Source organism: Bacillus sp. FJAT-27001, assembly GCF_019039175.1.
Taxonomy (GTDB): domain Bacteria; phylum Bacillota; class Bacilli; order Bacillales; family Bacillaceae; genus Bacillus; species Bacillus velezensis.
Genome location: NZ_JAHOAA010000010.1, coordinates 24,319 through 46,110, shown reverse-complemented (window position 1 = coordinate 46,110; position 21,792 = coordinate 24,319). Strand labels below are relative to the sequence as shown.

31 protein-coding genes are annotated in these 21,792 nt (G+C 44.1%); all 31 read right to left on the bottom strand.

Going from position 1 to position 21,792, the window contains the following annotated elements; translation table 11 throughout:
- Positions 1–6: 6 nt before the first annotated feature.
- The 31 genes from map to rpoC all read right to left on the bottom strand — a co-directional run bounded on the left by map (position 7) and on the right by rpoC (position 21,732).
- A complete protein-coding gene (gene map / locus BGM27_RS19035) occupies positions 7–753 on the bottom strand; it encodes a type I methionyl aminopeptidase (RefSeq protein WP_007410408.1) in 747 nt (248 codons plus the stop codon).
- Positions 750–1,403 (bottom strand): adenylate kinase, encoded by a 654-nt coding sequence (locus BGM27_RS19030; RefSeq protein ID WP_007410407.1) that lies wholly within the window; start codon positions 1,401–1,403, stop codon positions 750–752. Before BGM27_RS19030 ends, map begins: the two co-directional genes overlap by 4 nt.
- A 51-nt stretch (positions 1,404–1,454) precedes the next feature.
- A complete protein-coding gene (secY, locus tag BGM27_RS19025; RefSeq protein ID WP_007410406.1) occupies positions 1,455–2,750 on the bottom strand; it encodes a preprotein translocase subunit SecY in 1,296 nt (431 codons plus the stop codon).
- 1 nt (position 2,751) lies between these two features.
- Positions 2,752–3,192, bottom strand: a complete 441-nt coding sequence (gene rplO, locus BGM27_RS19020; RefSeq protein ID WP_007410405.1) for a 50S ribosomal protein L15 — start codon at positions 3,190–3,192, stop codon at positions 2,752–2,754.
- Between the two features lie 30 nt (positions 3,193–3,222).
- Positions 3,223–3,402, bottom strand: a complete 180-nt coding sequence (gene rpmD, locus BGM27_RS19015) for a 50S ribosomal protein L30 (protein WP_003156497.1) — start codon at positions 3,400–3,402, stop codon at positions 3,223–3,225.
- A gap of 13 nt (positions 3,403–3,415) precedes the next feature.
- Positions 3,416–3,916 carry a 30S ribosomal protein S5 gene (gene rpsE, locus BGM27_RS19010; RefSeq protein WP_003156493.1) on the bottom strand — a complete coding sequence of 167 codons (501 nt, stop codon included), beginning with the start codon at positions 3,914–3,916 and terminating at the stop codon, positions 3,416–3,418.
- Positions 3,917–3,940: 24 nt separating this feature from the next.
- On the bottom strand, positions 3,941–4,303 hold the full coding sequence (rplR, locus tag BGM27_RS19005) for a 50S ribosomal protein L18 (RefSeq protein ID WP_003156492.1): 363 nt from the start codon (positions 4,301–4,303) through the stop codon (positions 3,941–3,943).
- 34 nt (positions 4,304–4,337) lie between these two features.
- Positions 4,338–4,877 carry a 50S ribosomal protein L6 gene (gene rplF / locus BGM27_RS19000; protein ID WP_003156490.1) on the bottom strand — a complete coding sequence of 180 codons (540 nt, stop codon included), beginning with the start codon at positions 4,875–4,877 and terminating at the stop codon, positions 4,338–4,340.
- Positions 4,878–4,907: 30 nt separating this feature from the next.
- Positions 4,908–5,306 (bottom strand): 30S ribosomal protein S8, encoded by a 399-nt coding sequence (gene rpsH, locus BGM27_RS18995; RefSeq protein WP_003156489.1) that lies wholly within the window; start codon positions 5,304–5,306, stop codon positions 4,908–4,910.
- A gap of 31 nt (positions 5,307–5,337) precedes the next feature.
- Positions 5,338–5,523, bottom strand: a complete 186-nt coding sequence (rpsN, locus tag BGM27_RS18990; RefSeq protein ID WP_003156488.1) for a 30S ribosomal protein S14 — start codon at positions 5,521–5,523, stop codon at positions 5,338–5,340.
- A 22-nt stretch (positions 5,524–5,545) separates the two neighbouring features.
- The gene (gene rplE, locus BGM27_RS18985) at positions 5,546–6,085 is read right to left on the bottom strand and encodes a 50S ribosomal protein L5 (protein WP_003156487.1); all 540 of its coding nucleotides are present in this window, start codon (positions 6,083–6,085) and stop codon (positions 5,546–5,548) included.
- A gap of 26 nt (positions 6,086–6,111) precedes the next feature.
- Positions 6,112–6,423: a 50S ribosomal protein L24 gene (gene rplX / locus BGM27_RS18980; protein WP_020953852.1), complete on the bottom strand. Its 312-nt coding sequence runs from the start codon at positions 6,421–6,423 to the stop codon at positions 6,112–6,114.
- A 36-nt stretch (positions 6,424–6,459) separates the two neighbouring features.
- Positions 6,460–6,828 (bottom strand): 50S ribosomal protein L14, encoded by a 369-nt coding sequence (gene rplN / locus BGM27_RS18975; RefSeq protein ID WP_007410404.1) that lies wholly within the window; start codon positions 6,826–6,828, stop codon positions 6,460–6,462.
- Positions 6,829–6,868: 40 nt separating this feature from the next.
- Complete coding sequence (gene rpsQ / locus BGM27_RS18970; RefSeq protein ID WP_003156484.1) at positions 6,869–7,132, bottom strand: 30S ribosomal protein S17; 264 nt, start codon at positions 7,130–7,132, stop codon at positions 6,869–6,871.
- A 22-nt stretch (positions 7,133–7,154) separates the two neighbouring features.
- A complete protein-coding gene (rpmC, locus tag BGM27_RS18965) occupies positions 7,155–7,355 on the bottom strand; it encodes a 50S ribosomal protein L29 (protein ID WP_003156482.1) in 201 nt (66 codons plus the stop codon).
- Positions 7,345–7,779, bottom strand: a complete 435-nt coding sequence (gene rplP / locus BGM27_RS18960) for a 50S ribosomal protein L16 (RefSeq protein ID WP_003156478.1) — start codon at positions 7,777–7,779, stop codon at positions 7,345–7,347. Before rplP ends, rpmC begins: the two co-directional genes overlap by 11 nt.
- Before the next feature lies 1 nt (position 7,780).
- The gene (rpsC, locus tag BGM27_RS18955) at positions 7,781–8,437 is read right to left on the bottom strand and encodes a 30S ribosomal protein S3 (RefSeq protein WP_003156476.1); all 657 of its coding nucleotides are present in this window, start codon (positions 8,435–8,437) and stop codon (positions 7,781–7,783) included.
- 3 nt (positions 8,438–8,440) lie between these two features.
- Positions 8,441–8,782, bottom strand: coding sequence for a 50S ribosomal protein L22 (rplV, locus tag BGM27_RS18950; protein WP_003156475.1), 342 nt, complete (start codon positions 8,780–8,782; stop codon positions 8,441–8,443).
- A gap of 16 nt (positions 8,783–8,798) precedes the next feature.
- The gene (rpsS, locus tag BGM27_RS18945; RefSeq protein ID WP_003156472.1) at positions 8,799–9,077 is read right to left on the bottom strand and encodes a 30S ribosomal protein S19; all 279 of its coding nucleotides are present in this window, start codon (positions 9,075–9,077) and stop codon (positions 8,799–8,801) included.
- 57 nt (positions 9,078–9,134) lie between these two features.
- Positions 9,135–9,968 carry a 50S ribosomal protein L2 gene (gene rplB, locus BGM27_RS18940; protein ID WP_003156470.1) on the bottom strand — a complete coding sequence of 278 codons (834 nt, stop codon included), beginning with the start codon at positions 9,966–9,968 and terminating at the stop codon, positions 9,135–9,137.
- Between the two features lie 31 nt (positions 9,969–9,999).
- Positions 10,000–10,287: a 50S ribosomal protein L23 gene (rplW, locus tag BGM27_RS18935; RefSeq protein WP_003156467.1), complete on the bottom strand. Its 288-nt coding sequence runs from the start codon at positions 10,285–10,287 to the stop codon at positions 10,000–10,002.
- Complete coding sequence (rplD, locus tag BGM27_RS18930; protein WP_007410403.1) at positions 10,287–10,910, bottom strand: 50S ribosomal protein L4; 624 nt, start codon at positions 10,908–10,910, stop codon at positions 10,287–10,289. The genes rplW and rplD overlap by 1 nt, the downstream gene beginning before the upstream one ends.
- Before the next feature lie 27 nt (positions 10,911–10,937).
- Positions 10,938–11,567, bottom strand: a complete 630-nt coding sequence (gene rplC / locus BGM27_RS18925) for a 50S ribosomal protein L3 (RefSeq protein WP_007410402.1) — start codon at positions 11,565–11,567, stop codon at positions 10,938–10,940.
- A 39-nt stretch (positions 11,568–11,606) separates the two neighbouring features.
- Complete coding sequence (gene rpsJ, locus BGM27_RS18920; protein ID WP_003156464.1) at positions 11,607–11,915, bottom strand: 30S ribosomal protein S10; 309 nt, start codon at positions 11,913–11,915, stop codon at positions 11,607–11,609.
- 248 nt (positions 11,916–12,163) lie between these two features.
- Positions 12,164–13,129, bottom strand: coding sequence for an alpha/beta fold hydrolase (locus BGM27_RS18915; RefSeq protein WP_007410401.1), 966 nt, complete (start codon positions 13,127–13,129; stop codon positions 12,164–12,166).
- Between the two features lie 103 nt (positions 13,130–13,232).
- Entirely contained in the window at positions 13,233–14,423 is a 1,191-nt protein-coding gene (tuf, locus tag BGM27_RS18910; protein ID WP_007410400.1) for an elongation factor Tu, read from the bottom strand.
- 119 nt (positions 14,424–14,542) lie between these two features.
- Positions 14,543–16,621, bottom strand: a complete 2,079-nt coding sequence (gene fusA / locus BGM27_RS18905; protein WP_007410399.1) for an elongation factor G — start codon at positions 16,619–16,621, stop codon at positions 14,543–14,545.
- Between the two features lie 52 nt (positions 16,622–16,673).
- On the bottom strand, positions 16,674–17,144 hold the full coding sequence (gene rpsG / locus BGM27_RS18900) for a 30S ribosomal protein S7 (protein ID WP_003156447.1): 471 nt from the start codon (positions 17,142–17,144) through the stop codon (positions 16,674–16,676).
- Between the two features lie 39 nt (positions 17,145–17,183).
- Entirely contained in the window at positions 17,184–17,600 is a 417-nt protein-coding gene (gene rpsL / locus BGM27_RS18895) for a 30S ribosomal protein S12 (protein ID WP_003156445.1), read from the bottom strand.
- Positions 17,601–17,715: 115 nt separating this feature from the next.
- Positions 17,716–17,964, bottom strand: a complete 249-nt coding sequence (locus BGM27_RS18890) for a 50S ribosomal protein L7ae-like protein (protein ID WP_003156443.1) — start codon at positions 17,962–17,964, stop codon at positions 17,716–17,718.
- Between the two features lie 168 nt (positions 17,965–18,132).
- Positions 18,133–21,732, bottom strand: coding sequence for a DNA-directed RNA polymerase subunit beta' (gene rpoC / locus BGM27_RS18885; RefSeq protein WP_007410398.1), 3,600 nt, complete (start codon positions 21,730–21,732; stop codon positions 18,133–18,135).
- Between the last annotated feature and the right edge of the window lie 60 nt (positions 21,733–21,792).

The following is a 21,792-nucleotide window of genomic DNA, read 5'->3' as shown; positions in this document are numbered from 1 at the left end:
CATCATCTAGACTTTTGTCAGTATATCAAAACCCGTTTCCGTAATCGCAATCGTATGTTCAAAATGAGCACACTTTTTCCCATCTACCGTTACAACCGTCCAGTTATCAGCCAATGTTTTCACATATCGGCTGCCAGCGTTAACCATCGGTTCTATAGCGAGAACCATACCAGGCTTCAGCCTAGGTCCTTTGTTTGGCGGACCGTAATGAGGAATTTGCGGATCCTCATGCAAGTCTTGACCAACACCATGTCCGACATACTCCCTAACAACTGAAAACTGCTCATTTTCGACATACGTTTGTATTGCGTGGGAAATATTCGACAAACGTTCACCTGGTTTTGCTTCCTTCAAGCCTTTATATAAAGACTCCTCTGTCACTTCCAGCAGTCGTTTATCATCATCACTGATGTTTCCTACCGGATATGTCCAAGCAGAGTCACCATGATAACCATTTAATTTAGCACCGATATCAATGCTGATAATGTCACCGTCACGCAAAACCCTTTTACCGGGAATTCCGTGAACGAGTTCTTCATTAACTGATACACAGATGCTCCCGCGAAACCCATTATACCCCTTAAAAGATGGGATTGCACCCTGCTTCTCAATAAAACGTTCGGCAATTTGATCCAATTCTTTTGTCGAGATTCCTGGTTTAATGTGCTTTTTCATCTCTTCATGAGTCAAAGCCACGATTCGCCCTGCTTCCCGCATGATGCCAAGCTCACGAGGGGTCTTACAGATAATCATTTGCTCAATCCTCCAAGAAGCTCTTTCACATCTTTGTACACGTCGTTAATGTCCTGCTGGCCATTGACGTTGACAAGATACCCTTTCTCAGAATAAAAATCGAGTAAAGGCTGAGTCTGCTTCATGTTGACCTCAAGCCGTTTTGAGACGGTTTCCTCATTATCATCTGCCCGTTGATAAAGGTCTCCTCCGTCTTTATCACAAACACCCGGCGTTTTCGGCGGATTGAAAACCAAATGGTAGGTTGTGCCGCAAACACTGCAAATTCTGCGTCCAGTCAAACGTTCCATTAAAGAGTCTTTGTCTACTTTAATGTTAATGACATAATCAATCGGCTTGCCGTATTCCTCAAGAATGTTTTCAAGAGCTTCAGCCTGAGCGACTGTTCGCGGAAATCCGTCCAGAAGAAAACCTCTTTCACAATCATCTTTGCCGAGTCTTTCTTTGACAATGCCGATTGTGACTTCGTCCGGTACGAGCTCGCCTTTATCAATATAAGACTTTGCTTCGAGTCCGAGTGGTGTTTCTTCTTTCATAGCAGCACGGAACATATCTCCCGTTGAGATATGAGGTATCCCATAATCCTCAACAATTCGTTCTCCCTGTGTGCCTTTACCGGCTCCAGGAAGTCCCATTAAGACTAAGTTCATTCGGATTTCCCCCGTCCTCTCTTATTTAGAGGAATGGTTAAAACCAGTCCTCTAATTTTTCATAAATCCTCGGTAATTACGTTTCACTAACTGGCTCTCCAGCTGCTTCATTGTCTCCAAGGCTACCCCGACGACAATTAACAATGATGTTCCGCCAATCTGTGCACTTTGAGGCAATCCAGCGAATTGAATGAAAAAGATAGGAAGAATGGAAATCACGGCTAAGAATATAGAACCCACAAACGTAAGTCGATACAAAATGCTCGTAATTCTATCTTGAGTCATTTTCCCTGGACGAACCCCCGGGATATAGCCACCCTGTTTTTTAAGGTTATCAGCCATTTGTTCAGGGTTTACCTGCACAAAAGCATAGAAGTACGTAAAGGCGATAATTAATGCGACATAAACCGCCATGCCCACCGGATGTGTATTGTCAAAGTTGGCTTGAATCCACTTTGTCACATCGTTCTCTCCGAAAAATGACGCGATAGTACGCGGCGTAATAAGAAACGCAACCGCAAAGATTACCGGAATAACCCCTGCCGGATTCACTTTAAGCGGAAGGTGAGTTGACTGGCCTCCGCCAACAGGTGAACGACCTTGCCCTTTTGCATATTGAATCGCGATTTTGCGTACGGCCTGCTGAATGAAAATAACACCAACAATAACGGCCAAAATCGCAATCACCAGTAAAGCGATTTTCACAATATGAATAAACAGCTGATCGCTGCTGCCGACAAATTGAGTCTCATAAATCTGCCCAACAGTTTTCGGAATACTAGCCACAATCCCCGCGAAGATGATGATCGAAATTCCGTTACCTACTCCATTGGAAGTAATTTGTTCTCCCAGCCACATTAAAAAAGCAGTTCCTCCAGTGAGTACTAAAGCAATAATCAGATATGTCGATATGCCGGATTTTTCAATCAGCATACCGTTTGCCAGGTTGTTAAACCCGTAAGACATACCTAATGCCTGGATAAAACCAAGCACAATCGTAAAATATCTCGTGAACTGAGCTAATTTACGGCGGCCGACTTCACCTTGCTTAGACCACTCGGTAAACTTCGGCACAACATCCATCTGAAGCAGCTGAATGATGATTGAAGCAGTGATGTAAGGCGTAATTCCCATCGCAAAAATGGAGAACTGATAAAGCGCACCGCCGCCAAATGTGTTAAGGAGATCAAAAACCCCCATCGAACTTTGTGTCTGCAACGCCTGAGCATTTACATATGGCACAGGGATAAACGCACCTATGCGAAAGACGATAAGCATGAGTAATGTAAAAATGATTTTATTCCGAATATCACTCACACGCATAAAGTTGGAGATTGTCTTAAACAAGTTAGATCACCTCAGCTGTACCGCCAGCAGCTTCAACAGCTTCTTTCGCAGAAGCAGAGAATTTATTGGCTTTTACAGTTAATTTTTTCTCTAATTTACCGTTGCCAAGAATCTTTACTCCTGCATTAAGTTTGCTAATAACACCAGTCTCAAGAAGAAGTTCAGGAGTGACTTCCGTTCCTTCCGCAAAACCGTTCAATTTGTCTACGTTCACAATAGCGTAATCCTTACGGTTGATGTTTGTAAAACCGCGTTTAGGAAGACGTTGGAATAAAGGCATTTGTCCCCCCTCGAATCCAGGGCGTACACCGCCGCCAGAACGAGCGTTTTGACCTTTGTGACCTTTACCAGCTGTTTTACCGTTACCAGAACCAATACCACGACCTACGCGATTGCGTACTTTACGTGAACCTTCTGAAGGCTTTAATTCATGAAGTTTCATTAGGACACCTCCTTAGCCTATAATTTATTTTTATTGTTCTTTAACAGAAACTAGATGAGATACTTTATTAATCATACCGCGGATCGCAGCGTTATCTTCATGAACGACAGTTTGGTTTGTTTTCTTTAAACCAAGTGTTCTTACAGTAACGCGCTGATCTTCCGGGCGACCGATTACACTGCGTTTGAGGGTAATTTCTAATTTAGCCATTAATGTTCCCTCCTTATCCTAACAGTTCTTCTACAGATTTTCCACGAAGCTTCGCAACCTCTTCGGCACGTTTAAGCTCACTTAAACCTTGAAGTGTTGCACGGATCATGTTGATCGGTGTGTTAGAACCTAAAGACTTAGAAAGGATATCAGCAACGCCAGCAAGCTCAAGTACCGCACGTACAGGGCCTCCAGCGATAACTCCAGTACCTTCAGAAGCAGGTTTCAACAAGATATTGCCTGCACCGAAACGTCCGATGATTTCGTGTGGAATCGTAGTTCCAACCATTGGTACTTCAATCAAATTCTTTTTCGCATCTTCAACAGCTTTGCGGATTGCTTCAGGTACTTCTTGTGCTTTACCAGTACCGAAACCTACGTGACCGTTTTTGTCACCGACAACGACTAGAGCTGCGAAACGGAAACGACGACCACCTTTAACAACTTTCGCTACGCGGTTAACCGTAACTAAGCGTTCTTCTAACTCTAATTTGCTTGGGTCAATACGACGCATAATCATGTGTCCCTCCTTTTTTTATTAAAATTTCAGTCCGGCTTCACGAGCTGCATCGGCCAGAGCTTTTACACGTCCATGGTATAAGTATCCGCCGCGGTCAAATACTACGTCAGAAACACCTTTCTCAGAAGCGCGTTTCGCAACGAGTTCACCGACTTTAGCAGCAGCAGCGCTGTCACCAGTGCTTTCCACGTTCAAATCTTTATCGAGAGTAGAGGCACTAGCAAGTGTAACGCCATTTACATCATCGATGATTTGAGCATAAATGTGTTTGTTTGAACGGAACACATTCAGACGAGGTCTTTCAGCTGTGCCTGAAAGTTTAGCACGAACACGGGCATGTCTTTTTTGACGAGCAGCATTTTTGCTAGTTTTCGTAATCATCCTTAGGTCACTCCTTTCTTCACTTTAAGCGGTCTTACTTAGCAGATTTACCTTCTTTACGGCGAACAACTTCACCTTCGTAGCGGATTCCTTTACCTTTGTAAGGCTCTGGAGAACGTACAGCGCGGATGTTAGCAGCGATAGCTCCTACACGCTCTTTGTCTGTACCTTTTACAACTACTTTAGTTTGAGAAGGAACTTCGATTTCGATGCCCTCTTCAGGAACGATCTCAACAGGGTGAGAGTATCCAACGTTTAAAACAAGTTTGTTTCCGGATTTAGCCGCACGATAACCGACACCGACTAATTCCAAACCTCTTTCAAATCCTTTAGATACGCCTTCAACCATGTTTCCAAGCAGACTGCGAGTCGTACCATGCAGCGCACGGTGCTCTTTGTGATCAGAAGGACGAGTAACTGTAAGCACGTTGTCCTCAATTTTGATTTCCATATCAGGATGGAAAGTACGAGTTAATTCTCCTTTTGGTCCTTTTACAGCTACAGTGTTGCCTTCGTTCAGCGTTACTGTAACTCCAGAAGGGATCTCAAGCAGTTTTTTACCTACACGAGACATACTAAAACACCTCCATTCTTGTTAAACTTCTTACCAAACGTATGCTAGAACTTCTCCACCAGCTTGTTTTGCACGGGCTTCTTTGTCCGTTAAAACACCTTGTGATGTAGAAATAATCGCGATTCCAAGACCGTTAAGTACGCGAGGTACTTCATTTGATTTAGCGTATACACGCAAACCTGGTTTGCTGATTCTTTTAAGACCAGTGATAACGCGCTCGTTGTTTTGTCCGTATTTCAAGAAAACGCGGATGATACCTTGTTTGCTGTCTTCTACGAACTCAACGTCACGAATGAAACCTTCACGCTTTAAAATGTCAGCAATTTCTCTTTTCAATTTAGAAGCAGGAATTTCAAGCTTCTCATGACGTACCATGTTTGCATTGCGAATACGAGTCAGCATATCTGCAATTGGATCTGTCATAACCATTATATAATTACCTCCTTCCCATTCTTGGGGATTACCAGCTGGCTTTTTTCACGCCAGGAATTTGTCCTTTATATGCAAGCTCACGGAAACAAATACGGCAAAGTTTAAATTTACGAATGACTGAGTGCGGACGTCCGCAGCGTTCACAGCGAGTGTACTCTTGCACTTTAAACTTTGGTGTACGTTGTTGTTTCGCAATCATTGACTTTTTAGCCACGATTTCGCCTCCCTTTCATTGATTATTTCTGGAACGGCATACCTACTTGAGTTAATAGCTCACGAGCCTCTTCGTCAGAGTTAGCAGTCGTTACGATAACGATGTCCATTCCGCGAACCTTTGTTACTTTATCGTAGTCAATTTCAGGGAAGATTAACTGTTCTTTGATACCAAGAGTGTAGTTTCCGCGACCGTCGAAAGATTTCTTAGAAATCCCGCGGAAGTCACGTACACGCGGTAAAGATACAGAAATAAGTTTATCAAGGAAATCATACATGCGCTCTCCGCGAAGAGTTACTTTCGCACCGATAGGCATTCCCTCACGAAGACGGAATCCAGCAATTGATTTCTTCGCACGAGTAACGACAGGTTTTTGACCTGCGATAAACGTTAATTCTTCAACAGCACTGTCGATTGCTTTTGCGTTTTGAACAGCATCACCGACACCCATGTTGATTACGATTTTTTCGATTTTTGGCACCTGCATAACAGAGTCGTAGTTGAACTTCGTCATTAAAGCAGGTGAAATTTCTTTATTGTACTTTTCTTTAAGGCGGTTCATGAGATAGACCTCCCTTCCTTTAAATACTATTTATCTAAGACTTGCCCAGATTTTTTTGCAACACGAACTTTTTTGCCATCTTCCACTTTGTATCCTACGCGAGTCACTTCACCTGTTTTAGGATCGAGCGGCATAACGTTTGATACATGAATTGGCGCCTCTTGATTAGAAATACCGCCTTGAGGGTTTGCTTGAGTTGCTTTAGAGTGCTTCTTCACCATGTTTACGCCCTCAACTAGAACGCGGTCCTTTTTAGGGAAAGCAGCAAGGATCGTACCTTGTTTGCCTTTATCTTTACCAGAGATAACCATTACTTTATCGCCTTTTTTCACATGCATCCTGATCGCACCTCCTTGAGTAAGGCATTTATTTCATTAGATAACTTCTGGAGCCAGAGAAACAATTTTCATGAAGTTGTTTTCACGTAATTCACGGGCAACCGGTCCGAAGATACGAGTTCCACGCGGGCTCTTGTCGTCACGGATGATAACACATGCATTCTCATCGAAGCTGATGTATGATCCGTCAGTTCTGCGTGCTCCGCTTTTTGTGCGAACGATAACAGCTCTTACGACTTCACCTTTTTTGACAACGCCTCCTGGTGTTGCTTGTTTAACCGTGCAAACAATTACATCACCAATGTTAGCCGTTTTACGTCCAGAACCGCCAAGAACTTTAATAGTAAGTACCTCACGCGCACCGGAGTTGTCAGCAACTTTTAAACGAGTCTCTTGTTGAATCATTATTTGTTACCTCCCTTCGGAAAAAGAATTCCGAACTTTATTAGATAATAACAGCTTCTTCGACAACTTCTACTAGACGAAAACGCTTAGTTGCAGATAATGGACGAGTTTCCATGATCTTTACGATGTCTCCGATTTTAGCTTGGTTATTTTCATCATGTGCTTTGAATTTCTTTGAGTATTTTACGCGTTTACCGTAAATAGGATCCTTTTTGTATGTTTCAACAACAACAGTGATGGTTTTATCCATTTTGTCAGAAACAACACGGCCTTGGTAAACTTTGCGTTGGTTACGTTCGCTCATGCTCACGACCTCCCCTCAGTGATTATTTGTTGGCAGCAATTTCTCTTTCACGAATCACAGTTTTCATGCGCGCGATAGCTTTGCGCACTTCACGAATGCGAGCAGTATTTTCAAGTTGTCCTGTCGCTAATTGAAAGCGAAGATTGAAAAGTTCTTCTTTAAGAGACTTTACTTTTTGTTCAATTTCAGCAGTGGTAAGGTCACGAATTTCATTAGCTTTCATTTGATTCACCACCAATTTCTTCACGTTTTACGAACTTCGTTTTAATTGGCAATTTGTGAGATGCAAGACGAAGAGCTTCACGAGCTACCTCTTCAGACACACCAGAAATTTCAAATAAAACTTTGCCCGGTTTTACAACAGCTACCCAGCCTTCAGGAGCCCCTTTACCGGAACCCATCCGTACCTCAAGCGGTTTAGCAGTGTAAGGTTTTGAAGGGAAAATTTTAATCCAAACTTTACCGCCACGTTTCATGTAACGAGTCATCGCAATACGTGCAGCTTCGATTTGACGGTTTGTGATCCAAGAAGCTTCAAGAGCCTGGATACCGTACTCACCAAAATGTACTTCAGTACCGCCTTTAGCGCGACCGCGCATTTTTCCGCGATGCTCTCTGCGATATTTAACGCGTTTTGGTAATAACATATTATTTTCCTCCTTCCTCAGTTTTCTTCTTAGTAGGAAGAACCTCTCCACGATAGATCCAGACTTTTACACCAAGCTTACCGTAAGTTGTGTCAGCTTCAGATGTTGCATAGTCGATGTCAGCACGTAAAGTGTGCAATGGAACAGTTCCTTCACTGTAGTATTCAGAACGAGCAATGTCAGCTCCGCCAAGACGGCCGGAAACCATTGTTTTCACACCTTGTGCTCCAGCACGCATAGTGCGTTGGATTTGTTGTTTCTGCGCACGGCGGAAAGAAATACGGTTTTCTAGTTGACGAGCGATGTTGTCAGCTACAAGCTGAGCATCAAGATCTGCTCTTTTGATTTCAAGAATGTTAATGTGTACACGCTTGCCAGTAAGGCTGTTAAGGGCTTTACGAAGTGCTTCAACTTCAGATCCGCCTTTACCGATTACCATACCAGGCTTAGCAGTGTGGATCGTAATGTTAACGCGGTTTGCTGCGCGCTCGATTTCTACTTTAGAAACAGAAGCGTCAGAAAGGCGTTTGCTAATGAATTCACGAATTTTTAAATCTTCGTGCAGGAAGTCAGCGTAATCTTTACCAGCGTACCACTTAGATTCCCAATCACGAATGACTCCGATACGAAGACCGACTGGATTTACCTTTTGACCCACTACTTATCCCTCCTTCTTTTCTGATACAACGATTGTAATGTGGCTCGTACGTTTGTTGATTTGGCTCGCACGTCCCATAGCACGCGGGCGGAATCTTTTTAACGTTGGGCCTTCGTCAACAAATGCCTGAGAAATAACCAGATTGTTAGCGTCCATCTCGTAGTTGTGCTCAGCATTTGCGATAGCAGATTTTAAAACTTTTTCGATGATCGGAGAAGCAGCTCTCGGAGTTAAGTTCAGGATAGATACTGCTTCGCCTACTTGCTTACCTCGAATCAGGTCCATTACTAGACGTGCTTTACGAGGAGCAATACGGACTGTTCTTGCAACAGCTTTAGCTTGCATTTAAAAGCCTCCTCTCTTAGCGTCTTGTTTTTTTATCGTCACTGGCGTGGCCTTTGTAAGTACGAGTCGGTGCGAATTCGCCCAACTTGTGGCCTACCATGTCTTCAGAAATGAATACAGGCACGTGTTTACGTCCGTCATATACTGCGATAGTGTGACCGATAAATTGTGGGAAAATAGTTGAACGGCGAGACCAAGTTTTTACAACTTGTTTCTTGTCCGTTTCATTTAATTTCTCGATTTTTGTCATCAAGTGTCCATCGACAAATGGTCCTTTTTTCAAGCTGCGAGCCATTTTGGAACCTCCCTTCGTGATTGCACTACGGTCCGAAATGAACCGTAGACAACCCCGTTATTTATTTTTACGACGACGTACGATAAATTTATCAGATTTGTTCTTTTTCTTACGTGTCTTGAATCCAAGAGTCGGTTTGCCCCAAGGAGACATTGGTGATTTACGTCCGATTGGCGCGCGACCTTCACCACCACCGTGCGGGTGATCGTTAGGGTTCATTACAGAACCGCGGACTGTAGGGCGGATGCCTTTCCAGCGAGAGCGTCCTGCTTTACCAACGTTGATAAGTTCGTGCTGCTCGTTACCTACTTGACCGATAGAAGCGCGGCAAGCAGAAAGGATCATGCGAACTTCACCAGAGTTAAGACGTACAAGAACGTATTTGCCTTCTTTACCAAGAACCTGAGCAGATGTACCAGCTGAACGTACAAGCTGTCCGCCTTTACCAGGTTTTAATTCAATGTTATGCACAACTGTACCAACAGGGATGTTGATAAGCGGAAGTGCGTTACCTACTTTGATGTCAGCTTCAGGGCCGGACATGATTTCAGTACCTACTTGAATTCCTTTTGGTGCAAGAATGTAACGTTTTTCTCCGTCTACATAGTTGATTAGTGCAATGTTAGCTGAACGGTTTGGATCGTACTCAACTGTAGCAACGCGTCCAGGTATACCATCTTTATCGCGTTTGAAGTCGATAACACGGTATTGGCGTTTGTGTCCGCCACCTTGGTGACGTACAGTCAATTTACCTTGGTTGTTACGTCCGCCTTTTTTGTGAAGGGGCGCAAGCAAGGATTTTTCCGGCTGGTCAGTCGTGATTTCAGCAAAATCTGAAGTTGTCATGCCACGACGTCCGTTAGAGGTCGGTTTATACTTTTTAATCGCCATTTTGAATTTCCCTCCTTCTTTTTACAGATAATTAAGCTTCAAAAATTTCGATTTCTTTGCTGTCTGCAGTAAGTTTTACGATCGCTTTTCTGCGACGGCTAGTCATACCAGTGTAGCGGCCGACACGTTTTGATTTCCCTTTGTAGTTCATGATGTTGACTTTGTCAACTTTCACTCCAAAGATACTTTCAACTGCATCTTTCACTTCTGTTTTATTAGCTCTTACATCAACTTCAAAAGTATATTTCTTTTCAGTCATTAAATCAGCAGAACGTTCAGTAATGACGGGGCGCTTAAGAACATCACGAGGATCTTTCATTATGCAAGCACCTCCTCTACTTTTTCAACCGCAGCTTTTGTAATCAGAAGCTTCTCGTGGTTGACAACGTCTAACACGTTGATTCCGTTAGCTTGAACAACTGTAACTCCAGGGATGTTGCGTGCAGAAAGAGATACTGCTTCGTTTGCATCCGCAGTTACGATTAAAGCTTTTTTCTCAACAGATAATCCTTTAAGGATAACTGCCATTTCTTTTGTTTTAACCGTATCAAGAGTAAGATCTTCAAGAACAATAATGTTGTTGTCGTTCACTTTAGAAGACAATACTGATTTGATTGCCAAGCGGCGAACTTTTTTAGGTAATTTGTAAGAATAGCTGCGTGGTGTTGGGCCGAATACGACACCACCTCCGCGCCATTGCGGTGAACGGATTGAACCTTGACGGGCACGACCTGTACCTTTTTGACGCCATGGTTTGCGACCTCCGCCGCGTACTTCAGAACGATTTTTTACTTTGTGAGATCCTTGACGTAAGGAAGCTCTTTGCATAAGAATAGCGTCGAATACTACGCTCTCATTTGGCTCAATTCCAAATACAGACGCGTTTAATTCGATATCACCAGCAGTAGAACCGTTTTGGTTGTATAATGCTACTTTTGGCATGATCAATTTCCTCCTTTCCTAAGAGACTTATTTAGATTTAACAGCACTTTTAACAGTGATTAAAGTTTTTCTCGCACCAGGTACGTTACCTTTAATCAAAAGAAGATTGCGCTCAGCATCTACTTTTACGATTTCAAGGTTTTGGACAGTGATTTGATCTCCGCCCATGCGTCCAGGTAATAGTTTACCTTTGAATACACGGTTAGGATCTACAGGTCCCATTGAACCAGGACGACGGTGGTAGCGTGAACCGTGAGACATAGGTCCGCGAGATTGTCCGTGGCGCTTGATTGCACCTTGGAAACCTTTACCTTTAGATACTCCTGTTACATCTACGATTTCTCCTGCAGAGAAAATTTCAACCTTGACTTCCTGACCAATTTCATACGCATCCATATCCACGCCGCGTAATTCTTTAACGAAGCGCTTAGGAGCAGTTTCCGCTTTTGCAACGTGTCCTTTTTCCGGTTTGTTTGAAAGCTTTTCACGCTTATCGTCAAAACCAAGCTGGATCGCTTCATAGCCATCGTTTTCAGCTGTTTTCTTTTGAAGAACAACGTTTGGAGCTGCTTCAATAACAGTTACCGGGATAAGATCACCGTTCTCTGCGAATACTTGCGTCATACCAATTTTTCTTCCTAAGATTCCTTTGGTCATTCGTCACACCTCCTATTAAGATCATTCTATATTTTAGAATTAAAGTTTGATTTCGATATCGACACCAGATGGTAAGTCTAATCGCATGAGAGCATCAACAGTTTGTGGTGTTGGGTTCACAATGTCGATTAAACGTTTATGTGTACGCATTTCAAATTGCTCACGAGAATCTTTGTATTTGTGCACCGCACGAAGGATTGTGTAAACTGATTTTTCAGTTGGCAACGGAATCGGACCAGATACGCTGGCACCAGAACGTTTTGCCGTTTCAACAATCTTCTCTGCAGATTGATCAAGGATTCTATGATCATATGCTTTTAAACGAATACGAATTTTTTGTTTTGCCATTATTTTCCCTCCTTTTCGCCTACATCACGTTAGACAGTTCTCCGTGAGAAAAACCTGATCACCTTGCCATGGCAAAGCGGCCGGGTGTGTCAGCAACCTCTCACTTCATCGCAGTCAAAGACCAACATACACTATTATACAGAAAATAGACGCATGTTGCAAGGTTTATTTAAAGAACCTTGTGGTTTTCACACTTTGATTATTATACAGGTGATACCATGATTAATCAAGGATATGCCTGTTTTCTTTCAGAGATGGAACGATGCGAACCGGCTGACAACTTCGGCAAAGCGATCCGGCTCCTCCAAGTGAGGCGAATGGGCTGAGTTCTCAAACCAATGCCATTCTTTATACGGCGCATCAACCTTCTGATAATATTCATAAGACGTCGTCCCCGGGACCGTCAAATCGTATCTCCCTGACATAAAACAGCACGGTATTATAATAGAAGAAACTGATTCCCCGGCATCAAAGAAAATAAGATCCTCCCACAGGTGTTTCAGGCTGAACATTTGTCCCCGCGCGGCTAAGAAGCTCCCTCTCACACCGTACGGTTCACCAAACAGCATTCGTCCCCCTGCTTTAAGAGCGCCGATCGGATGATGGGTAAAGCCCCCTCCCCTCATCTCGATACAAAGCAGAAACAACGTTCGCTGCAGCTGTTTCTCCCATGGAGGCGCTCCGATAAAGCTAAGCGTCTTTTCCAGCAGGAAATGTTTGCGTCGCCTGCTCCATTCCATCATCAGCCGGTAAGCTTCCGTTTCTTCCTTTTGAATATTAACCACCTGACTGATACCGATATACGCATAATACAAATCAGGTCTCTCTTGAAGAACATGAAGCGCCAGAACTGAACCCCACGAATAACCGGCGATATATATTTTTTGCCTGCTGAATTGCTTGCATAAGCGTTCGGTCAAATGAATGGTATCGGCTGTCAGCTGATCCAAGGTCATAGATGAACCCGGAATTTCCTTTGAATAAGAGAGACCCGCCCCCCTCTGATCCCAGTTCACAACGGTGAAATGCTTTTCCAGCTTATTCTGGTATTTTCTCGCATAGCCGATTTGAGGAGTGCCGGGACCGCCGTGCAAAAACAAAAGCAGCGGATTACTCCTGTCATCACCATTAATCATAATGGTTTGTTCACTGCCATTAATCAGCAATTGCTGAAGCATTGAAATACGATTGGTTTTCTTGAAGTTATCGTTCATCGGTCTGCTCCTAAAATTTGTATACGTTCTATTATACATGGAATCAGCGGGGAAACAAAAAAACGAGGCCCCATAAGGGACCCCGCATTAATGAACGAGTCGATTACTCAGTGATTGTAGAAACAACGCCTGAACCAACTGTACGTCCGCCTTCACGAATAGAGAAACGAGTTCCTTCTTCGATAGCGATTGTAGAGATAAGTTCAACGATCATTTCAGTGTTATCTCCAGGCATAACCATTTCTACGCCTTCTGGAAGATTGATGATACCAGTTACGTCAGTTGTACGGAAGTAGAACTGAGGACGGTAGTTAGAGAAGAATGGAGTATGACGTCCACCCTCTTCTTTAGAAAGAACGTAAACTTCAGCTTTGAATTTGCTATGTGGAGTGATTGTACCTGGTTTAGCAAGTACTTGTCCACGTTGGATGTCTTCACGAGCTACACCGCGAAGAAGCGCACCGATGTTGTCTCCAGCTTCAGCATAGTCAAGAAGCTTACGGAACATTTCAACACCTGTAACAGTTGTTTTGCTGTTTTCTTCTTGAAGACCGATGATTTCAACTTCGTCACCGACTTTAACTTGTCCGCGTTCTACACGGCCAGTAGCAACTGTACCACGACCAGTGATTGAGAATACGTCCTCAACTGGCATCATGAATGGTTTGTCAGTGTCGCGTTCTGGAGTTGGGATGTACTCGTCAACTGCAGCCATAAGTTCAAGAATTTTTTCTTCGTACTCAGCGTCACCTTCAAGAGCTTTAAGAGCAGAACCTTTAACAACTGGTACATCATCACCAGGGAAGTCGTATTCGCTAAGAAGATCGCGAACTTCCATTTCAACAAGCTCAAGAAGCTCTTCGTCGTCTACCATGTCGCATTTGTTAAGGAATACTACGATGTATGGTACACCAACGTTTTTAGAAAGAAGGATGTGCTCACGAGTTTGTGGCATTGGGCCATCAGCAGCAGATACTACAAGGATAGCTCCGTCCATTTGCGCAGCACCAGTGATCATGTTTTTAACATAGTCAGCGTGTCCTGGGCAGTCAACGTGTGCATAGTGACGAGTGTCAGTTTCGTACTCAACGTGTGCAGTAGAGATTGTGATACCGCGCTCACGTTCTTCTGGAGCACCATCAATTTGATCGTACGCCATAGCTGTACCTTTACCAGATTTCTTATGAAGTACTGTTGAGATAGCAGCAGTTAATGTTGTTTTACCATGGTCAACGTGTCCAATTGTACCGATATTGGCATGTGATTTGGAACGGTCGAATTTTTCTTTAGCCATTCTAAAATCCTCCTTAAGAGCTTTTAATTAGTAATGTATAGAGTGATAGAAAGTGAAAGCAAGCTTTCACTTCCTCATCTTACAATAGTAGTTATACTTGAGTTAAGTGGCAAAATCAATTATTCGCCTTTATTTTTTTTGATAATTTCTTCAGCGATGCTCTTCGGCACTTCTTCGTAGTGATCCATGAACATTGTGAACGTACCGCGTCCTTGCGTGTTAGAACGAAGGGCAGTAGCGTAACCGAACATTTCAGCAAGAGGTACCATCGCACGCACAACTTGAGCGTTACCGCGAGCTTCCATACCTTCTACGCGTCCGCGACGAGAAGTAACATCACCCATGATGTCTCCCATGTATTCTTCAGGAATAACAACTTCAACTTTCATGATTGGTTCAAGAAGAACTGGGTTACATTTGCTGACTGCATTTTTCAATGCCATAGAAGCAGCGACTTTAAACGCCATTTCGTTTGAGTCAACATCATGGTAAGATCCATCAAAAAGTTTCGCCTTGATGTCGATTAGCGGGAATCCGGCTAGGACACCATTTTCAAGAGAGTCTTCAAGACCTGCTTGTACGGCTGGGATGTATTCACGAGGAACAACACCACCGACGATTGCGTTTTCGAATTCAAAGCCAGCGCCTTCTTCGTTCGGTTCAAATTCGATCCAAACATGACCGAACTGACCGCGTCCGCCTGATTGACGTACGAATTTACCTTCAACTTTTGCACCGGTACGGAATGTCTCACGGTACGCAACTTGAGGAGCACCAACGTTAGCTTCAACTTTGAACTCACGCTTCATACGATCAACAATGATATCAAGGTGAAGCTCACCCATACCAGAGATGATTGTTTGACCTGTTTCAGGGTTTGTTTGTGTACGGAATGTAGGATCTTCTTCAGCAAGTTTCGCTAAAGCGATACCCATTTTATCTTGGTCAGCTTTTGATTTAGGCTCAATCGCTACGTCGATAACAGGCTCTGGGAATTCCATTGATTCAAGGATTACAAGATCCTTCTCATCACATAGAGTATCTCCAGTAGAAGTATCTTTTAGACCTACAGCAGCTGCGATGTCTCCAGCGTAAACAGTAGAGATCTCTTCACGGCTGTTAGCGTGCATTTGAAGGATACGTCCTACGCGCTCACGCTTGCCTTTTGTAGAGTTCTTTACATATGAACCGGAATCAAGTGTACCGGAATATACGCGGAAGAATGTCAGCTTACCGACATAAGGGTCAGTCATAACTTTAAATGCAAGTGCAGAGAATGGCTCTTCATCAGAAGAATGACGAACGATCTCTTCATCTGTGTCAGGACGTACACCTTTGATTGCAGCAACATCAGTTGGCGCAGGAAGGTAGTCAAGAACAGCATCAAGTACAAGCTGAACACCTTTGTTTTTGAAAGCAGATCCAACAAGTACAGGGTAGAATTCAACATTCAGTGTACCTTTACGGATAGCAGCTTTCAGTTCAGGGATAGTGATTTCTTCACCTTCAAGGTACTTTTCCATAAGCTCTTCATCAAGCTCAGCTACAGCTTCAATCAGGCTGCTGCGAAGCTCTTCAGCTTGCTCTTTGTACTCTTCAGGGATTTCTTTCGCATCTGAACGAGTTCCAAGGTCATCTTCATAGAAATACGCAACGTTTTCTACTAAGTCGATGATACCTTCGAAGTTGTCTTCAGCGCCGATCGGCAATTGAATTGCGTGAGCGTTAGCTTGAAGACGGTCTCTTAAAGTGCCTACAGAGTAAAGGAAGTCTGCGCCGATTTTGTCCATTTTGTTGACAAATACAACGCGCGGCACTCCGTAAGTTGTTGCTTGGCGCCATACTGTTTCTGTCTGAGGCTCAACACCAGATTGAGCATCAAGTACGGCAACCGCACCATCAAGTACACGGAGTGAACGTTCAACTTCAACTGTGAAGTCTACGTGTCCCGGTGTATCGATGATGTTTACACGGTAACCTTTCCACTGTGCAGTCGTTGCTGCAGAAGTGATTGTGATACCGCGTTCTTGTTCCTGCTCCATCCAGTCCATTTGCGAAGCACCTTCGTGAGTTTCGCCAATTTTGTGGATACGGCCTGTGTAGAACAAGATCCGTTCTGTAGTAGTCGTTTTACCGGCATCGATGTGAGCCATGATCCCGATATTACGAGTTTTTTCTAAGGAGAACTCTCTTGCCATTGGGTAATTTCTCCTTCCTTATTAGGGAATTATTATTTTGATTATATGAATCCTACCAGCGGTAGTGAGCAAATGCTTTGTTCGCTTCTGCCATCTTGTGAGTGTCTTCACGTTTCTTAACGGCAGCACCAGTGTTGTTAGCTGCATCAAGAATTTCGTTAGCCAGGCGCTCTTCCATTGTTTTTTCTCCGCGAAGACGCGCATAGTTAACCAACCAGCGAAGACCAAGAGTTGTACGGCGTTCAGGACGAACTTCTACAGGCACTTGGTAGTTAGCTCCACCTACACGGCGTGCTTTTACTTCAAGTACAGGCATGATGTTTTTCAATGCTTGTTCGAAAACCTCCATTGCATCATTGCCAGTGCGTTCTTTAATGATATCGAATGACTTGTATAGGATTGTTTGAGATTTACCTTTTTTACCGTCGATCATCATTTTGTTGATCAGGCGGGATACCAGCTTAGAGTTGTAAAGCGGATCAGGTAAAACATCTCTTTTTGCTACAGGACCTTTACGTGGCATCTGAATATCCTCCCTTCATAGTTTTAATGATTTATTTGATTACTTTGCTTTAGGACGTTTCGTACCGTATTTAGAACGGCCTTGCGCACGGTTTTCAACTCCGGCAGTATCAAGCGCGCCACGAACGATGTGGTAGCGTACCCCCGGTAAGTCTTTTACACGTCCGCCGCGGATCAGTACAACGCTGTGCTCTTGCAGGTTGTGACCGATACCAGGAATGTAGGCAGTAACCTCGATTCCGTTAGTCAAACGAACACGAGCATATTTACGAAGTGCTGAGTTCGGTTTTTTCGGTGTCATTGTACCCACACGAGTACATACCCCGCGTTTTTGTGGAGAAGATACGTTAGTGTGCTCTTTTTTAAAGCTGTTGTATCCTTTGTTTAGTGCAGGTGACTTAGAGTTTTCAACTTTGCTCACGCGTCCCTTGCGAATTAGCTGATTAATTGTAGGCATGTTGTGTTCCTCCCTTCATTACGTTTTATAACCCACATACCCAGGTGGTTCATCATTAGGCAAAAAACAATGTCTTTACACAAGATTGATATCTTATATAAAAACAAAAAGTACGCTATAACATAATGGCAACAGCTGCTGCTCCCACTTCAATTCCGCAGGCTTTGCCGAGCTTTTTCATGGAATCCACCATACAGACAGCGGTATTTTGGTTCTTTGCAAGCTGGATAACGCCAGCTGTAAGAACTGAATCCGCGTCTTTTGCCACGACGACTTCCTTCACTGAACCTCGTTTTAGAGCTTTCACTGTTTGCTTCGTACCAATAATAATTGATTTGGCCTGTGATACTTTATCATAAGACATAAACATATCCTCCAAAGTAACAGGTTTTATTTCGAGCACCTTGGTTATATTATCACTCTGCGGGACGGATGTCAACAACGTATGACATTTTTTAGTGCAGTCCACCGCCAGAATAATTGTAATACTGAGGAAAAGCTGTCGAAACAGCCTTTCCTGCAGCAGTTTCTATTATTCAGCCGGAACCATATCTTCCGAAGGCTGAACGTTTGAAACAGGTTTTACTTTTCTGTAATTCATCATACCGGTACCGGCCGGAACCAGCTTACCGATGATAACATTCTCTTTCAGGCCGAGAAGTTCATCGCGCTTGCCTTTAATCGCAGCATCTGTAAGAACGCGTGTTGTTTCTTGGAATGATGCGGCAGACAAGAATGAATCCGTCTCGAGTGAAGCTTTTGTGATACCGAGAAGGACAGGACGGCCTGTAGCAGGTCGATTGCCTTCAAGCAGCACTTTTTTGTTCGCTTCTGTGAATTGGTGAATATCTAGCAATGTGCCAGGGAGAACATCAGTATCTCCGGCATCGATCACACGGACTTTGCGAAGCATCTGGCGAACCATTACTTCTACGTGTTTATCGCCGATTTCAACCCCCTGCATACGGTAAACCTTCTGAACCTCATGCAGAAGATATTCCTGAACCGTTGTCAGGTCAGTGACTTTAAGAAGTTCTTTCGGATCGATAGAACCTTCTGTCAGCACTTGACCGCGGGTAATCTGATCACCCTCAGCCACTTTCAGGCGTGAGTTGTAAGGTGCCGTGTATGAACGTGTCTCAACAGCGCCCTGAACAACAATCTCCTGCTGTTTGTCGCGGACTTCATTGATTTCGGCAATTGTACCGTCAATCTCAGAAATCGTCGCTTGACCTTTCGGATTACGCGCTTCGAAAAGCTCTTGGATACGCGGAAGACCTTGTGTGATATCGTCTCCGGCAACCCCGCCTGTGTGGAACGTACGCATCGTTAACTGTGTTCCAGGCTCACCGATAGATTGAGCGGCGATAATACCTACTGCTTCGCCGACTTCAACATCAGTTCCGGTTGCAAGGTTACGTCCGTAGCATCGTTTACACACACCATGAGGAGTGTTACATGTGAACGCAGAACGGATCCACACTTCTTCGATTCCGGCTTCAACGATTTCCAGCGCTTTATCTTCATCGATCAATTCATTTTCGTTAATGAGCACAGCACCCGTTTCAGGATGTTTGATCTGTTTTCTGGCGAAACGTCCGATCAGACGCTCTTCCAGACGCTCGATGATTTCCGTGCCTTCTTTGAGCGGTTTTGCAAGAATACCGCGGTCTGTTCCGCAATCTGTTTCACGAATGATAACATCCTGCGCAACATCAACAAGACGGCGTGTAAGGTAACCTGAGTCAGCTGTTTTCAGGGCGGTATCGGCAAGACCTTTACGCGCACCGTGAGTGGAGATAAAGTACTCCAATACTGTCAGACCTTCACGGAAACTTGATTTAATCGGCAATTCAATGATTCGTCCAGCCGGGTTGGCCATCAGACCGCGCATACCCGCAAGCTGTGTAAAGTTAGATGCGTTACCACGGGCTCCTGAGTCACTCATCATGTAGATCGGATTGACTTCGTCTAATGATTTCATCAGTTTGCCTTGGATAACATCTTTCGCTGAACTCCAAATTGAAATGACTCTTTCATAACGTTCTTCTTCGGTGATTAAACCGCGTCTGAACTGTTTCAGGACATTATCAACTTTGCTTTGTGCTTCTTCAAGGATTTCCTGTTTGTCATCGAGAACGACGATATCAGAAACCCCTACTGTGATGCCGGCTTTCGTTGAATATCTGAAACCGAGGTTTTTCATGCGGTCAAGCATTTTAGACGTTTCCGTGATATGGAATCGTTTAAAGATTTCCGCGATGATTTTACCGAGAATGCCTTTTTTAAACGGTGCGTTGATCGGCTGCTCAGCAATCACAGCTTTTACGTCAGCACCTTTATCTAAGAAGAAACGGTCAGGTGTCTTCTCTTCAATGTTGCTCTTCGTTGGTTCATTCATGTAAGGGAATGATTCCGGAAGAATTTCATTGAAGACGAGCTTACCGACAGTTGTAATTAACAATTTTGAACGCTGTTCTTCAGTAAATGTCACATTCTTAAGGGAGTTCGCTGCAACAGCAACTCTCGTATGAAGGTGAACATAACCGTTTTGATAAGCAAGAAGCGCTTCGTCCGTATTTTTGAAAACCATACCCTCGCCGACTGCTCCAGCGCGCTCAAGCGTCAGGTAGTAGTTTCCTAATACCATATCCTGAGACGGCGTAACAACCGGTTTACCATCTTTAGGGTTCAAGATGTTTTGGGCCGCAAGCATCAGAATGCGCGCCTCAGCTTGAGCCTCAGCTGATAAAGGTACGTGAACCGCCATTTGGTCACCGTCAAAGTCAGCGTTATAAGCTGTACATACTAACGGGTGAAGACGGATGGCGCGTCCTTCAACAAGCGTCGGTTCGAAAGCCTGGATACCTAATCTGTGAAGAGTAGGGGCACGGTTCAGTAAGACCGGATGCTCCTTAATGACAGATTCAAGTACATCCCATACTTCAGGCTGCACGCGTTCGATTTTGCGTTTTGCGCTCTTGATATTGTGAGCAAGGCCTTTTTCAACAAGCTCTTTCATGACGAAAGGCTTGAAGAGCTCAAGCGCCATTTCCTTCGGCAAACCGCACTGATACATTTTCAGATGCGGACCTACGACGATAACGGAACGGCCTGAGTAGTCTACACGTTTACCGAGAAGGTTCTGACGGAAACGCCCTTGTTTCCCTTTCAGCATGTGAGAAAGAGATTTAAGCGGACGGTTACCCGGTCCGGTAACCGGACGGCCGCGGCGTCCGTTGTCAATCAGAGCATCGACTGCTTCCTGAAGCATACGTTTTTCGTTCTGAACGATGATGCTTGGCGCGCCGAGGTCTAACAGACGTTTTAAACGGTTATTACGGTTGATGACACGACGGTAAAGGTCGTTCAGATCAGACGTTGCGAAACGTCCGCCGTCAAGCTGAACCATCGGTCTTAATTCAGGCGGAATAACCGGAAGCACGTCGAGGATCATCCAAGACGGCTTGTTTCCTGAATTACGGAAGGCTTCAAGCACTTCAAGGCGTTTGATCGCACGTGTACGGCGCTGTCCTTGAGAAGTCTTCAGCTCTTCTTTTAACATATCAACTTCTTTGACAAGGTCGATGTCCTGCAGAAGTTTATTAATGGCTTCCGCACCCATAGAGGCTTGGAATTTGTTTCCGTACTTATCCAGATACGCACGGTATTCCTTTTCAGATAAAAGCTGTTTCTTTTCGAGCGGTGTATTGGCCGGGTCAGTTACGACGTAAGAAGCAAAGTAAATAACTTCTTCCAGCGCACGCGGTGACATATCCAATACAAGACCCATACGGCTCGGAATACCTTTGAAATACCAAATGTGAGAAACCGGGGCAGCCAGTTCAATATGCCCCATTCTCTCACGACGGACTTTAGCCCGCGTTACTTCAACTCCGCAACGGTCACAAACTACGCCTTTATAACGAACCCGCTTGTACTTGCCGCAATGACATTCCCAGTCCTTAGTCGGTCCGAAAATGCGTTCGCAGAACAGGCCGTCCTTTTCAGGTTTCAACGTACGATAGTTTATCGTTTCAGGCTTTTTCACTTCACCAAAAGACCATGAACGGATTTTATCCGGTGAAGCAAGACCGATGTTCATATACTCAAAATTGTTCACATCTAGCAAGGGGCCTACCTCCCTTTTTATCTTCGGATTAACCGATGTCACTTGCCTTTATCAATCAGA

Excerpts from the sequence above, each read along its gene's own strand:
- map (WP_007410408.1), bottom strand. The coding sequence starts at position 753 with ATGATTATCTGTAAGACCCCTCGTGAGCTTGGCATCATGCGGGAAGCA.
- BGM27_RS19030 (WP_007410407.1), bottom strand. The coding sequence starts at position 1,403 with ATGAACTTAGTCTTAATGGGACTTCCTGGAGCCGGTAAAGGCACACAG.
- rplO (WP_007410405.1), bottom strand. The coding sequence starts at position 3,192 with ATGAAACTTCATGAATTAAAGCCTTCAGAAGGTTCACGTAAAGTACGC.
- rpmD (WP_003156497.1), bottom strand. The coding sequence starts at position 3,402 with ATGGCTAAATTAGAAATTACCCTCAAACGCAGTGTAATCGGTCGCCCG.
- rpsE (WP_003156493.1), bottom strand. The coding sequence starts at position 3,916 with ATGCGTCGTATTGACCCAAGCAAATTAGAGTTAGAAGAACGCTTAGTT.
- rplR (WP_003156492.1), bottom strand. The coding sequence starts at position 4,303 with ATGATTACGAAAACTAGCAAAAATGCTGCTCGTCAAAAAAGACATGCC.
- rplF (WP_003156490.1), bottom strand. The coding sequence starts at position 4,877 with ATGTCTCGTGTAGGTAAAAAACTGCTTGAGATCCCTTCTGGAGTTACA.
- rpsH (WP_003156489.1), bottom strand. The coding sequence starts at position 5,306 with ATGGTTATGACAGATCCAATTGCAGATATGCTGACTCGTATTCGCAAT.
- rplE (WP_003156487.1), bottom strand. The coding sequence starts at position 6,085 with ATGAACCGCCTTAAAGAAAAGTACAATAAAGAAATTTCACCTGCTTTA.
- rplX (WP_020953852.1), bottom strand. The coding sequence starts at position 6,423 with ATGCATGTGAAAAAAGGCGATAAAGTAATGGTTATCTCTGGTAAAGAT.
- rplN (WP_007410404.1), bottom strand. The coding sequence starts at position 6,828 with ATGATTCAACAAGAGACTCGTTTAAAAGTTGCTGACAACTCCGGTGCG.
- rpsQ (WP_003156484.1), bottom strand. The coding sequence starts at position 7,132 with ATGAGCGAACGTAACCAACGCAAAGTTTACCAAGGCCGTGTTGTTTCT.
- rpmC (WP_003156482.1), bottom strand. The coding sequence starts at position 7,355 with ATGAAAGCTAATGAAATTCGTGACCTTACCACTGCTGAAATTGAACAA.
- rplP (WP_003156478.1), bottom strand. The coding sequence starts at position 7,779 with ATGTTATTACCAAAACGCGTTAAATATCGCAGAGAGCATCGCGGAAAA.
- rplV (WP_003156475.1), bottom strand. The coding sequence starts at position 8,782 with ATGCAAGCTAAAGCTGTTGCAAGAACAGTCCGTATTGCTCCTCGTAAA.
- rpsS (WP_003156472.1), bottom strand. The coding sequence starts at position 9,077 with ATGGCTCGCAGCTTGAAAAAAGGACCATTTGTCGATGGACACTTGATG.
- rplB (WP_003156470.1), bottom strand. The coding sequence starts at position 9,968 with ATGGCGATTAAAAAGTATAAACCGACCTCTAACGGACGTCGTGGCATG.
- rplW (WP_003156467.1), bottom strand. The coding sequence starts at position 10,287 with ATGAAAGATCCTCGTGATGTTCTTAAGCGCCCCGTCATTACTGAACGT.
- rplD (WP_007410403.1), bottom strand. The coding sequence starts at position 10,910 with ATGCCAAAAGTAGCATTATACAACCAAAACGGTTCTACTGCTGGTGAT.
- rplC (WP_007410402.1), bottom strand. The coding sequence starts at position 11,567 with ATGACCAAAGGAATCTTAGGAAGAAAAATTGGTATGACGCAAGTATTC.
- rpsJ (WP_003156464.1), bottom strand. The coding sequence starts at position 11,915 with ATGGCAAAACAAAAAATTCGTATTCGTTTAAAAGCATATGATCATAGA.
- BGM27_RS18915 (WP_007410401.1), bottom strand. The coding sequence starts at position 13,129 with ATGAACGATAACTTCAAGAAAACCAATCGTATTTCAATGCTTCAGCAA.
- tuf (WP_007410400.1), bottom strand. The coding sequence starts at position 14,423 with ATGGCTAAAGAAAAATTCGACCGTTCCAAATCACATGCCAATATCGGT.
- fusA (WP_007410399.1), bottom strand. The coding sequence starts at position 16,621 with ATGGCAAGAGAGTTCTCCTTAGAAAAAACTCGTAATATCGGGATCATG.
- rpsG (WP_003156447.1), bottom strand. The coding sequence starts at position 17,144 with ATGCCACGTAAAGGTCCTGTAGCAAAAAGAGATGTTTTACCTGATCCG.
- rpsL (WP_003156445.1), bottom strand. The coding sequence starts at position 17,600 with ATGCCTACAATTAATCAGCTAATTCGCAAGGGACGCGTGAGCAAAGTT.
- BGM27_RS18890 (WP_003156443.1), bottom strand. The coding sequence starts at position 17,964 with ATGTCTTATGATAAAGTATCACAGGCCAAATCAATTATTATTGGTACG.